General features: G+C 58.3%; 13 protein-coding genes. 11 read left to right on the top strand and 2 right to left on the bottom strand.

What is annotated here, in order from left to right:
* Positions 1 to 18 precede the first annotated feature (18 nt).
* Positions 19 to 1,584 carry a methyl-accepting chemotaxis protein gene (locus ABH909_RS13225; protein ID WP_429433677.1) on the top strand — a complete coding sequence of 522 codons (1,566 nt, stop codon included), beginning with the start codon at positions 19 to 21 and terminating at the stop codon, positions 1,582 to 1,584.
* Positions 1,585 to 1,757: 173 nt separating this feature from the next.
* On the opposite strand, the gene ABH909_RS13220 is transcribed toward ABH909_RS13225, so the two are convergent.
* Positions 1,758 to 2,432 (bottom strand): alpha/beta family hydrolase, encoded by a 675-nt coding sequence (locus tag ABH909_RS13220; protein ID WP_429433674.1) that lies wholly within the window; start codon positions 2,430 to 2,432, stop codon positions 1,758 to 1,760.
* 109 nt (positions 2,433 to 2,541) lie between these two features.
* Here ABH909_RS13220 and ccoN (ABH909_RS13215) point away from each other — a divergent pair, with 109 nt between their 5' ends.
* From ccoN (ABH909_RS13215) to ccoP (ABH909_RS13180), 8 genes are all read left to right on the top strand, one after another.
* Positions 2,542 to 3,966, top strand: a complete 1,425-nt coding sequence (ccoN, locus tag ABH909_RS13215; protein WP_429433671.1) for a cytochrome-c oxidase, cbb3-type subunit I — start codon at positions 2,542 to 2,544, stop codon at positions 3,964 to 3,966.
* Between the two features lie 10 nt (positions 3,967 to 3,976).
* On the top strand, positions 3,977 to 4,585 hold the full coding sequence (gene ccoO / locus ABH909_RS13210) for a cytochrome-c oxidase, cbb3-type subunit II (RefSeq protein ID WP_095052008.1): 609 nt from the start codon (positions 3,977 to 3,979) through the stop codon (positions 4,583 to 4,585).
* A 21-nt stretch (positions 4,586 to 4,606) separates the two neighbouring features.
* Positions 4,607 to 4,813 carry a cbb3-type cytochrome oxidase subunit 3 gene (locus tag ABH909_RS13205; RefSeq protein ID WP_429439878.1) on the top strand — a complete coding sequence of 69 codons (207 nt, stop codon included), beginning with the start codon at positions 4,607 to 4,609 and terminating at the stop codon, positions 4,811 to 4,813.
* The gene (gene ccoP / locus ABH909_RS13200; protein WP_429433669.1) at positions 4,810 to 5,766 is read left to right on the top strand and encodes a cytochrome-c oxidase, cbb3-type subunit III; all 957 of its coding nucleotides are present in this window, start codon (positions 4,810 to 4,812) and stop codon (positions 5,764 to 5,766) included. The genes ABH909_RS13205 and ccoP (ABH909_RS13200) overlap by 4 nt, the downstream gene beginning before the upstream one ends.
* 494 nt (positions 5,767 to 6,260) lie before the next feature.
* Positions 6,261 to 7,703, top strand: a complete 1,443-nt coding sequence (gene ccoN / locus ABH909_RS13195; protein ID WP_429433666.1) for a cytochrome-c oxidase, cbb3-type subunit I — start codon at positions 6,261 to 6,263, stop codon at positions 7,701 to 7,703.
* Positions 7,703 to 8,311, top strand: a complete 609-nt coding sequence (ccoO, locus tag ABH909_RS13190; RefSeq protein ID WP_429433663.1) for a cytochrome-c oxidase, cbb3-type subunit II — start codon at positions 7,703 to 7,705, stop codon at positions 8,309 to 8,311. Before ccoN (ABH909_RS13195) ends, ccoO (ABH909_RS13190) begins: the two co-directional genes overlap by 1 nt.
* A 5-nt stretch (positions 8,312 to 8,316) precedes the next feature.
* Entirely contained in the window at positions 8,317 to 8,502 is a 186-nt protein-coding gene (locus tag ABH909_RS13185; RefSeq protein WP_003175465.1) for a CcoQ/FixQ family Cbb3-type cytochrome c oxidase assembly chaperone, read from the top strand.
* On the top strand, positions 8,499 to 9,482 hold the full coding sequence (gene ccoP / locus ABH909_RS13180; RefSeq protein WP_429433660.1) for a cytochrome-c oxidase, cbb3-type subunit III: 984 nt from the start codon (positions 8,499 to 8,501) through the stop codon (positions 9,480 to 9,482). Before ABH909_RS13185 ends, ccoP (ABH909_RS13180) begins: the two co-directional genes overlap by 4 nt.
* A 73-nt stretch (positions 9,483 to 9,555) precedes the next feature.
* Here ccoP (ABH909_RS13180) and ABH909_RS13175 read toward each other — a convergent pair whose 3' ends face one another.
* Entirely contained in the window at positions 9,556 to 10,572 is a 1,017-nt protein-coding gene (locus ABH909_RS13175; protein WP_429433658.1) for a metallophosphoesterase family protein, read from the bottom strand.
* A 252-nt stretch (positions 10,573 to 10,824) separates the two neighbouring features.
* Between ABH909_RS13175 and ABH909_RS13170 the strand changes: the two genes are divergently transcribed.
* A complete protein-coding gene (locus ABH909_RS13170; RefSeq protein WP_429439875.1) occupies positions 10,825 to 11,079 on the top strand; it encodes a type II toxin-antitoxin system Phd/YefM family antitoxin in 255 nt (84 codons plus the stop codon).
* A complete protein-coding gene (locus ABH909_RS13165; protein ID WP_429433656.1) occupies positions 11,079 to 11,489 on the top strand; it encodes a type II toxin-antitoxin system VapC family toxin in 411 nt (136 codons plus the stop codon). Before ABH909_RS13170 ends, ABH909_RS13165 begins: the two co-directional genes overlap by 1 nt.
* Positions 11,490 to 11,573: the final 84 nt, after the last annotated feature.

Here is an 11,573-nt window from a genome sequence, read left to right as displayed (position 1 = left end):
TTGCGGATTGAAAAAGCCATGCGTAACAACCAGCCCATTACCCAACGCGAACGGACCTTCCCGGCTCAGCAACGATTGATTTCCACTACCGATGCCAAGGGCGTGATCACCTACTGCAACGACGCTTTCGTCGACATCAGCGGGTTTTCTCGTGAGGAACTGATCCGTGCGCCGCATAACCTGGTCCGTCACCCTGACGTCCCGGCTGCGGTGTTCGCGCATATGTGGGGCACACTGAAGCAAGGCTTGCCATGGATGGGCATTGTCAAGAATCGCTGCAAGACCGGTGACCACTACTGGGTTAACGCCTATGTCACACCGGTATTCGAGGGCAATCAGGTGATCGGTTACGAATCGGTGCGGGTCAAACCCACCGCCGAGCAGATCCGCCGCGCCGAAGCGCTCTATCAACGCATCAACCAGGGCAAGTCAGCCGTTCCTCAAACCGATAAATGGCTGCCGGTGCTTCAAGACTGGCTCCCGTTCATTCTGGTCAGCCAGTTGAGCTTCATGATCGGCGCTACCCTGACGTCCCAATGGGGCTTCGCCCTCGCCGCCGGCCTTTCGGTGCCGTTGGGCTTGATGGGCTTGAGCTGGCAACAGCGCGGTATCAAGCGTTTGCTGCGCCTGGCCGAGCAGACCACGTCCGACCCGCTGATCGCGCAGATGTATACCGACAGCCGTGGCGCCCAGGCACGTTTGGAGATGTCGATCCTCAGCCAGGAAGCACGCCTGAAAACCTGCCTGACCCGCCTGCAGGACACCGCCGAACACCTGACCGAGCAAGCGAAACAGTCCGACACCCTGGCGCACAACAGCTCCACCGGCCTGGAACGTCAACGCGTGGAAACCGAGCAAGTGGCCACCGCTGTGAATCAGATGGCGGCCACCACTCAGGAAGTCGCCAGCCACGTGCAGCGCACCGCCGACGCCACTCAGGAAGCCAATCGCCTGACCGGTCGTGGTCGCGACATCGCCGGGGAAACCCGTGAAGCCATTCAGCGCTTGTCGGTGGTGGTCGGTGAAACCGGCCTGACGGTCACGCAACTGGCCAAGGACAGCGACGAAATCGGCGGCGTGGTCGATGTGATCAAAGGCATCGCCGACCAGACCAACCTGCTGGCCTTGAACGCCGCGATTGAAGCCGCGCGTGCCGGCGAGATGGGCCGTGGTTTTGCGGTGGTGGCCGACGAAGTGCGTCAACTGGCGCAACGCACCAGTGAATCCACCGGGCAGATCCACGCCCTGATCGCCAAGCTGCAGCAAACCGCCAGCACTGCGGTGCAAACCATGGAAGCCGGGCATCGTCAGGCCGAAGAAGGTGTGGCGCGGGTACTGGAAGCGGATCAGGCGCTGGTGGGCATCAGCGAAGCGGTGGCCAACATCACCGACATGACCACGCAAATCGCTGCCGCCACCGAAGAACAGAGTGCAGTGGCCGAAGAAATCAGCCGTAACATCAGCAATATCTCGCAGCTGGCTGACCAGACCTCGGAACAGGCACAGCACTCGGCGCTGTTGAGTGAAGAACTGACCAAGACCGCGAATACCCAGTATTCGTTGGTGGAGCGGTTTAACCGCTAACAACAAAGTCAAAAGATCGCAGGCTGCGCCAGCTCCTACATTTAAATGGTGTACATCCTGTAGGAGCTGCCGAAGGCTGCGATCTTTTGATCTTGCTTCTCGCCAGCTCCTACATTTGAATGGTGTACATCCTGTAGGAGCTGCCGAAGGCTGCGATCTTTTGATCTTGCTTCTCACAGAAATCCGGCGACCTTCTTCGCTGTCGCGTCCAAGTGCTGCTCGTGACTAAACCCCGAAGCCTTCAACGGCTTCAAATCATGATCCGCCGCCTCCAGCCAGAACACCTCGATACTCGGCGCCAACGTGTAAGCCTCGACGGCCGCCCGATTGCCCAGCGCATCCCGCTCACCCTGAACAATCAACGTGCGCGTCTTCAATCCCGCCAGATGCTCGACCCGCGGCTTCTCCGGTTTGCCCACCGCATAAAACGGATACCCCAAACATACCAAGGCATCCGCGCCCAGCTCATCGGCCAACAAACTCGCCATCCGCCCGCCCATGGACTTGCCGCCCATGGCCAGGCGCCCAGCGACATGGCGTCGCACCACGGCATACACCTCACGCCAGCATTCCTGCAATTTTGGCGCCGGGTTCGGGGGACGTTTACCGCCATCGATACGCCGCTGTGCCATGTAGGGAAACTCGAAGCGCAACACGTTGACCCCATGCGCGGCAAGGCGCTCAGCCATGTCGCTCATCCAGCCGCTGTCCATCGGCGCCCCGGCGCCGTGAGCGAGAATCAGCGTTGCCGAGGCCGGCGTGGTGGCGGCATTCCACAACCATCCATGATCCCGCACACACCGCGCCCATTGATCCCCGTCAATACTGGCCTTGTGCTCTTTGTCCATGCTTGCCTCGCTTTTAGTCTGCCTATAACTCCAGGCGAAGAGAGCGTCTGCCGTGCGGCTTACTCGCAAAGGCAGGCCCTCACTTCGGCTGAACCGTGGATGGGGAACCATGAACACTTCTATCAGTACCGCCTACAACTACAAGGTGGTCCGCCAATTCGCCATTATGACGGTGGTGTGGGGCATCGTCGGCATGGGGCTCGGGGTTTTTCTCGCCGCCCAATTGGTCTGGCCTGAACTCAACTTCAACCTGCCGTGGACCAGCTTCGGCCGCTTGCGCCCGCTGCATACCAACGCGGTGATTTTCGCCTTCGGCGGCTGCGCCCTGTTCGCCAGTTCGTTCTATTCAGTACAACGCACCTGCCAGACCCGATTGTTCGCGCCGAAGATCGCCGCGTTCTGCTTCTGGGGCTGGCAACTGGTGATCCTGCTGGCAGCCATCAGCCTGCCACTGGGTTATACCAGTTCCAAGGAATACGCAGAACTGGAATGGCCGATCGACATCCTGATCACCATCGTCTGGGTGGCCTATGCCGTCGTGTTCTTCGGCACGATCATGCAGCGCAAGACCAAACACATCTATGTCGGTAACTGGTTCTTCGGTGGCTTCATCATCACCGTGGCGATCCTGCACATCGTCAACAACCTGGAATTGCCGGTGAGTTTCACCAAGTCCTACTCGCTCTACGCCGGTGCGACCGATGCCATGGTGCAGTGGTGGTACGGCCACAACGCCGTAGGCTTTTTCCTCACCGCCGGCTTCCTCGGGATGATGTACTACTTCGTGCCGAAACAGGCCGAGCGTCCGGTGTACTCCTATCGCTTGTCGATCGTGCATTTCTGGGCGCTGATTACCCTGTACATCTGGGCCGGCCCGCACCATCTGCACTACACCGCGCTGCCGGATTGGGCGCAGTCGCTGGGCATGGTGATGTCGCTGATTCTGCTGGCGCCCAGCTGGGGCGGGATGATCAACGGCATGATGACCCTCTCGGGCGCCTGGCATAAGTTGCGCAGCGACCCGATCCTGCGCTTCCTCGTGGTGTCGCTGGCGTTCTACGGCATGTCGACCTTCGAAGGACCGATGATGGCGATCAAAACCGTGAACGCCCTCTCCCACTACACCGACTGGACCATCGGCCATGTTCACGCCGGCGCCCTCGGCTGGGTGGCGATGATTTCCATCGGGGCGCTGTACCACATGATCCCGAAAATCTTCGGCCGCACGCAGATGCACAGTATCGGCCTTATCAACGCGCACTTCTGGCTCGCGACCATCGGCACCGTGCTGTACATCGCCTCGATGTGGGTCAACGGCATCGCCCAGGGCCTGATGTGGCGCGCGGTCAACGAGGACGGCACGCTGACCTATTCCTTCGTCGAAACCCTGGTGGCCAGCCACCCAGGCTTCGTCGTGCGACTGGTGGGCGGTGCGATCTTCCTCAGTGGCATGTTCCTGATGGCTTACAACACCTGGCGCACCGTGCTGGCCTCGCAGCCTGCCGAAGCCGCCGCTGCCGCGCAGATCGCCTGAGGAGTCCGCCATGAAACACGAAACAATCGAGAAAAACGTCGGCCTGCTGCTGTTGCTGATGGTGCTGGCCGTGAGCATCGGCGGCCTGACCCAGATCGTCCCGTTGTTCTTCCAGGACGTGACCAATAAACCGGTGGAAGGCATGAAGCCCTACACCGCGCTGCAACTGGAAGGTCGCGACATTTACATCCGCGAAGGCTGCGTCGGCTGCCACTCGCAGATGATCCGCCCGTTCCGCGCCGAAACCGAGCGCTATGGCCACTACTCGGTGGCCGGTGAAAGCGTGTGGGATCACCCCTTCCTCTGGGGCTCCAAACGCACCGGGCCGGATCTGGCCCGTGTGGGCGGTCGTTACTCCGAAGACTGGCACCGCGCACACTTGTACAACCCGCGCAATGTGGTGCCTGAATCGAAGATGCCGGCTTATCCGTGGCTGGTGGACAACAAGGTCGATAGCAGCCACACCGAAACCAAGATCCGCGCCATGCGCACCCTCGGCGTGCCGTACACCGACGACGACATCGCAGGCTCGGTCGCCTCGCTCCAGGGCAAAACCGAAATGGACGCGCTGGTCGCCTACCTGCAAGTGCTCGGCACTGCCATCAAGAGCAAGAGGTGAGCCATGGCCATGCCCTTTGAAATCGTAAGCGTAATGAGCAGTGGAATGATCCGCGGCCTAGGCACGGTCGTGGTGTTCATGGCCTTCGTCGGCCTGACGCTGTGGGTGTTCAACGGCAAGCGCAATCGTGAGTTCGCCGAAGCACGCCTGCTGCCGTTCGCCGACGAGCCGCCATCCGACACCACCAACATTCAAGAATCTGCAACAACAAGGAGTACCCGGCCATGACCACCTTCTGGAGTACGTGGATCTGCGTACTGACCATTGGCAGCCTGATCGGCCTGACCTGGCTGCTGATCGGCACGCGCAAGGGCGAAACCAAGGGCAGCGTCGACCAGACCATGGGCCACAGCTTCGACGGCATCGAGGAGTACGACAACCCGCTGCCGCAGTGGTGGTTCATGCTGTTCGCCGGCACGTTGGTGTTTGCCGTCGGTTATCTGGTGCTTTACCCGGGCCTGGGCAACTGGAAAGGCATATTGCCCGGTTATGAGGACGGCTGGACCGGTGTCCACGAATGGGAAAAGGAGATGAACAAGGCCGATGCGAAGTTTGGGCCGATTTTCGCCAAATTCGCGGCCATGCCCATCGAAGAAGTGGCCAAGGACCCGCTAGCGCTGAAAATGGGCGGTCGTCTGTTTGCATCCAATTGCTCGGTGTGTCACGGCTCGGATGCCAAGGGCGCCTTCGGCTTCCCGAACCTGGCCGACAGCAACTGGCGCTGGGGCGGCGATGCCGAAATGATCAAGACGACCATCATGGGCGGTCGCATGGCCGCGATGCCGGCCTGGGGAGAAATCCTCGGCGACGCCGGCGTGAAGAACGTCGCCGCTTATGTGCGTCACGAACTGGCCGGCCTGCCCTTGCCGGAAGGCAGCACAGCCGATCTGCACGCCGGACAGCAAGCGTTCAGCACCACCTGCGTAGCCTGTCATGGGGCAAACGGCCAAGGCACTGAAGCCATGGGCGCGCCGAAGCTGACGCAACCGGCCGGGTATATCTACGGTACAAGCCTGGCGCAGCTTGAACAAACCATCCGTCATGGCCGCCAGGGTCATATGCCAGCGCAGAACGAACTGCTCGGCAACGACAAGGTGCAACTGCTCGCGGCTTATGTGTTCAATCTTTCGAAAAACGACGCGCAGTCGAGCGAGAAGCTTCAAGCCACCAGCAACAAGTAGAGCCAAAGCGAAAAAGCTGCAAGCGACGAGATCCCTCTTGAAGCTTGCAGCTTGAAGCTCCCGACTGCTTCCTTTTGTCGCACCCTCCCTTGGTCTTCCTTCCCGTTCGCCGGATTCAGGTCTAAGCTTTCCTCCGATGCGTATTGGTCAGCGCCGGTTCCAGGTCGATTCAACCCGATGTGTTCAACGAATTTGCTCGATGACAGGCCGCAAAGGCTGGTAGACACCGGCTATCGTTCCCCTTGTCCGCTGTCACCCGTTCGTGGTGTTTGAACATACCCAGTTACAACTGACCTGACCCCCTCGCCTCTTTCATCCGTTGCGACATTTTGCCCGAAGGCAATTTTGTCCTTACGCGGCGCATGGAAAGGCCGCAGAATCAGCTTTTGAAAGCATTGACCTACGTCATGGCGCGTTGCAATGACCCCCCGCTTTCTACATACTTGCGGCCGATTTTTACTCCTAATAAAACACCCAAACCGTGGAACCTTAGAATGAGCACAGCAATCAGTCCGACTGCTTATAACTATAAGGTAGTCCGCCAGTTCGCCATCATGACGGTGGTCTGGGGGATCCTTGGCATGGGGCTCGGTGTCTTCATCGCCTCGCAACTGGTCTGGCCGGAGTTGAACTTCGGTCTGGCATGGACGAGCTTTGGACGCCTGCGCCCGCTGCACACCAACCTGGTGATTTTCGCCTTCGGTGGTTGTGCCCTGTTTGCCACTTCCTATTACGTCGTGCAGCGAACCTGCCAAACGCGACTGATTTCCGACAGCCTCGCGGCCTTCACCTTCTGGGGTTGGCAAGCGGTGATCGTCGGCGCGATCGTTACCTTGCCGATGGGTTTCACTACCACCAAGGAATACGCGGAACTGGAATGGCCTCTGGCTATTCTGCTGGCCATCGTCTGGGTCACCTACGGTCTGGTGTTCTTCGGCACCATCGTCAAGCGCAAGACCAAGCACATCTACGTCGGTAACTGGTTCTACGGTGCCTTCATCGTCGTGACCGCGATGCTGCACATCGTCAACCACGCCTCCCTGCCGGTCAGTTTCTTCAAGTCCTACTCGGCTTACTCGGGTGCGACTGATGCGATGATCCAGTGGTGGTACGGCCACAACGCGGTCGGTTTCTTCCTGACCACCGGCTTCCTGGGGATGATGTACTACTTCGTTCCCAAGCAGGCCGAGCGTCCGATCTACTCCTATCGCCTGTCGATCGTGCACTTCTGGGCGCTGATCACCCTGTACATCTGGGCCGGTCCGCACCACCTGCACTACACCGCACTGCCGGACTGGGCTCAATCCCTGGGCATGGCCATGTCGATCATTCTGCTGGCACCCAGCTGGGGCGGCATGATCAACGGCATGATGACCCTGTCGGGCGCCTGGCATAAGCTGCGTACCGACCCGATCTTGCGCTTTCTCGTGGTATCGCTGGCGTTCTACGGCATGTCGACCTTCGAAGGCCCGATGATGGCCATCAAGACCGTCAACTCGCTGTCGCACTACACCGACTGGACCATCGGCCACGTACACGCCGGCGCGCTTGGCTGGGTGGCGATGATTTCGATCGGCGCGATCTACCACATGATCCCGAAACTGTTCGGTCGCACGCAAATGCACAGCGTCGGCCTGATCAATACGCACTTCTGGCTCGCGACCATCGGTACCGTTCTGTACATCGCCTCGATGTGGGTCAACGGCATCACCCAAGGTCTGATGTGGCGTGCAATCAACGACGACGGCACCCTCACCTACTCGTTCGTCGAAGCGTTGCAAGCCAGCCACCCTGGATTCATCGTTCGCGCCCTGGGCGGTGCGTTCTTCGCCAGCGGCATGCTGTTCATGGCCTATAACGTATGGCGTACCGTACGTGCCTCGAACCCGGCTGAAGCCAAAGCTGCTGAACAGATTGCTGTAGTTGGAGCTCACTGATGAAGCATGAAGCAGTCGAGAAGAATATTGGCCTGCTGGCCTTCTTCATGGTTATCGCCGTCAGCATCGGCGGCCTGACCCAAATCGTTCCGCTGTTTTTCCAGGACGTCACCAACAAGCCGGTCGAGGGCATGAAGCCGCGTACCGCCCTTGAGCTGGAAGGCCGCGACGTGTACATCGCCAACGGTTGTGTCGGCTGCCACTCGCAGATGATCCGCCCGTTCCGTGCTGAAACCGAACGTTACGGCCATTACTCGGTCGCCGGTGAAAGCGTTTGGGACCACCCGTTCCTGTGGGGTTCCAAGCGTACCGGTCCGGACCTGGCCCGTGTCGGCGGTCGTTACTCCGATGACTGGCAGCGTGCGCACTTGTACAACCCGCGCAACGTGGTGCCTGAGTCAAAAATGCCGGCCTACCCGTTCCTCGTGGAAAACAAGCTCGACGGCAAAGACACCGCCAAGAAAATGGAAGTCTTGCGCACGCTCGGCGTCCCTTACACCGACGAAGACATCGCCGGTGCCAAGGATGCAGTGAAGGGCAGAACCGAAATGGACGCGCTGGTGGCCTATCTGCAAGGCCTGGGCACCATCATCAAAAGCAAACGGTGATTTAGATGGATATCGGGATGATTCGTGGCCTGGGCACCGTTGTTGTGATGGTGGCCTTCATCGGTCTGGCGCTGTGGGTGTTCAGCCCCAAGCGCAAGTCGGAGTTTGAAGACGCGACCTTGCTGCCTTTCGCGGATGATCCCGAAGCCATCAAGCACGTCGAGCAAGCTTCTAGGAGTAACAAAGAATGACTACGTTCTGGAGTCTGTACGTCACAGTCCTCAGTCTCGGCACCATCTTCGCCCTGACCTGGCTGCTGCTGTCCACCCGCAAGGGTCAGCGCAGCGAATCCACCGATGAAACGGTCGGCCACTCCTTCGACGGGATCGAGGAGTATGACAACCCACTGCCGAAATGGTGGTTCATGCTGTTCGTGGGCACCATCATCTTCGCCCTTGGCTATCTGGTGCTGTACCCGGGCCTGGGTAACTGGAAAGGCCTGTTGCCGGGTTACAACTACCTCGACAACGAGAAGCAGACCGCGTTCGCCAACGGCCAGACCGGCTGGACCGGCGTTCACGAATGGGAAAAGGAAATGCTCAGGTCGGACGCCAAGTTCGGCCCGATCTTCGCCAAGTTCGCTTCCATGCCGATCGAAGAAGTCGCCCAGGACCCGCAAGCCCTGAAGATGGGTGGCCGCCTGTTCGCCTCCAACTGCTCGGTTTGCCACGGTTCCGACGCCAAAGGTGCCTACGGCTTCCCTAACCTGACCGACGCCGACTGGCGCTGGGGCGGTGAAGCGGAAACCATCAAGACCACCATCATGGGCGGTCGTCACGCCGTGATGCCAGCCTGGGCTGAAGTGATCGGCGAGCAAGGCGTTGCAGACGTTGCTGCGTTCGTGCTGACCAACCTCGATGGCCGCAAGCTGCCGGAAGGCGCCAAGGCTGACCCGGTTGCCGGGCAGAAACTGTTCGCCGCCAACTGCGTGGCATGCCACGGCCCGGCCGGCAAAGGTACGCCAGCGATGGGCGCCCCTGACCTGACCCACCCGGCCGGCTTCATCTACGGTTCGAGCTTCGCTCAACTGCAGCAGACCATCCGTTACGGTCGCCAAGGCCAGATGCCTGCGCAGGAACAGCTGCAAGGCAACGACAAGGTTCACCTACTGGCCGCTTACGTCTACAGCCTTTCCCAAGGTGAGAAAACCGCAGTCGCGAAGACCAAATAAGGTAAACGCGTGATGCAACAAAACGGCCCCGTCATTTGACGGGGCCGTTTCGTTTCAGCCGGGATAAAACGGACTATCTGATCTGAACCGTCTGGATCTCCTTGCGGCTCGTCCAGTTATTCTGGTTGACCTGAAACACCTTCAACGTTTTTCGATCCGCGGCAATATCAGCGATCAGATAACTCTGGCTGGACGCGCCACCGCTCAAGAATACCGGCACATCACCGAAGTATTCCTGCCTGTTCCATCCACTGTAGCGCCCAGGGTCGGTGTGCAAATGCCCGGCAAACACCGCCGTCACGTTGTAACGCTCGACCATCGCCTTGAACCGGGCAATCTGTTCGGCACTGCCCTTCCAATGATCCGGCTTGTGCATATTCAGAAGAATGATTTTTCCGCTCTCACGTGCCTGTTTCAAATCCTCTTCCAGCCAATCCAGAGACCCGGATATATGGTAACCGGTGGGTGTTCCCCAATCCCAGGCGGTAAACGCGGCGGTATAGGTCGGTTCATTGTGTAATTGAACGATGTGCACATCACCAAACGTTCTGGAATACGCCAGGCTACCGAATACGCCTTTTTTAATCGCCCCCTCACCCGACACTTGCATATCCAGCGTCGTCAACTTGCCAAAGTAACGATCCTTGAAGTCCACGATACTGCCGGCCGCACAGTTATTCAGAAAACAATCATCGACATTATTTTCATAATCGTGATTTCCCAGACCATAGTCATAAACATCGCCCAGTTGCGCGTCCAGTATCGAGCGAGTCATGGAGCGCTGGGCGCCATGGCCAAAAGCAGTCATATCGCCGTTGATCATGACGGGAATGCGCCCCGGGCCAGCAGAATGATTGCGCCTGAAGCTTGCGACATCGGCATATTGGTTTTCAATCAGCCATTTCGAACGCTGCTCTTTGGCCGAGACTGTTTCACTCCAACCATAATCGGAACTTTCAGTCCAAGGGTATTGAGGATCAGACGTAAACACCAAATACTCAGGCAGGTTATTGTCTGCCGAATGCGCGCCGAATGTGACGACACATAACAACACGCCCAACAGCGCATTGACGCTTTTATAAAGAAACATAGAATTCCATCTCTATTGAAGTTAGACACAAGACAAACTGTCTTGCTGCGCAAGTTATGACAACTTAAAGATTAAAACAATATCGATCGCTTCAATATAAATAGTTCATGTTTCTCAGCGACCCCGTTATCGCAGGTCGACTGGACGACCCGCAACGACCGACGGCAATGCCATTGCCTTCAAGACACTTGCGGGATTCAAAGCCGGGTAGTAACGTTTCTACAATGATGCTTTTGCCGGAGCCGACCCATGATGGCCATCACTACCATTTCCAGCCGTGAATTCAATCAGGACACAAGCAGTGCCAAAAAAGCCACGCGTAACGGACCGGTTATCATCACCGACCGTGGCAAGCCTGCTCATGTACTGCTAAGCATTGAGGAGTACCAGAAACTGACCGGCATAAACGCCAACATCGTCGATCTGTTGGTGATGCCAGAAGCAGCCGACATCGAGTTCGAAACCGAGCGTGCCGTGATCACTCATCGACCCGTGGATCTGTCCTGATGTTTCTACTCGACACCAATGTGATATCTGAACTGCGTAAACCCCAGGCTGACGCGAATGTCGTCGCTTGGGCCAAAAGTGTCATCGCGCCACGCTTGTTTATCTCGGCCATTACCTTGAAGGAACTGGAGACAGGGGTTCTTCGAATAGAGCGTCGTGATCCCGCCCAGGGAAAGGTATTGCGCACCTGGCTGAAGCGCCATGTCATACCGGCTTTCGATGCCAGGATCTTGCCGGTCGATGCCGCCGTGGCACTACGCTGTGCCAGCTTGCATGTTCCGGATCGCGTTAATGAAAGCGATGCTCTGATTGCGGCGACTGCACTGGTTCACGGCCTTACGGTGGTCACCCGTAACACCGGCGATTTTCAATCCAGTGGGGTTGCCCTGATCAATCCATGGGATGAATGACTTCGCCGCCCTGCAAAACCGTCCATAATTCATAAGTCAATTGATTCAAGTCATTACACCATCAATTGATTTCTCCCAACGCGA

This window comes from Pseudomonas sp. BS3782 TE3695, from assembly GCF_050435305.1.
Taxonomy (GTDB): Bacteria; Pseudomonadota; Gammaproteobacteria; order Pseudomonadales; family Pseudomonadaceae; genus Aquipseudomonas.
The sequence above is the reverse complement of the archived record's forward strand: the minus strand, read 5'-3'. Positions and strand labels throughout refer to the sequence as shown.

Bases quoted from the DNA above. Each gene is read 5' to 3' on its own strand.
- ABH909_RS13225 (WP_429433677.1), top strand. From the start codon at position 19: ATGCGTAACAACCAGCCCATTACCCAACGCGAACGGACCTTCCCGGCT.
- ABH909_RS13220 (WP_429433674.1), bottom strand. From the start codon at position 2,432: ATGGACAAAGAGCACAAGGCCAGTATTGACGGGGATCAATGGGCGCGG.
- ccoN (WP_429433671.1), top strand. From the start codon at position 2,542: ATGAACACTTCTATCAGTACCGCCTACAACTACAAGGTGGTCCGCCAA.
- ccoO (WP_095052008.1), top strand. From the start codon at position 3,977: ATGAAACACGAAACAATCGAGAAAAACGTCGGCCTGCTGCTGTTGCTG.
- ccoP (WP_429433669.1), top strand. From the start codon at position 4,810: ATGACCACCTTCTGGAGTACGTGGATCTGCGTACTGACCATTGGCAGC.
- ccoN (WP_429433666.1), top strand. From the start codon at position 6,261: ATGAGCACAGCAATCAGTCCGACTGCTTATAACTATAAGGTAGTCCGC.
- ccoO (WP_429433663.1), top strand. From the start codon at position 7,703: ATGAAGCATGAAGCAGTCGAGAAGAATATTGGCCTGCTGGCCTTCTTC.
- ABH909_RS13185 (WP_003175465.1), top strand. From the start codon at position 8,317: ATGGATATCGGGATGATTCGTGGCCTGGGCACCGTTGTTGTGATGGTG.
- ccoP (WP_429433660.1), top strand. From the start codon at position 8,499: ATGACTACGTTCTGGAGTCTGTACGTCACAGTCCTCAGTCTCGGCACC.
- ABH909_RS13175 (WP_429433658.1), bottom strand. From the start codon at position 10,572: ATGTTTCTTTATAAAAGCGTCAATGCGCTGTTGGGCGTGTTGTTATGT.
- ABH909_RS13170 (WP_429439875.1), top strand. From the start codon at position 10,825: ATGGCCATCACTACCATTTCCAGCCGTGAATTCAATCAGGACACAAGC.
- ABH909_RS13165 (WP_429433656.1), top strand. From the start codon at position 11,079: ATGTTTCTACTCGACACCAATGTGATATCTGAACTGCGTAAACCCCAG.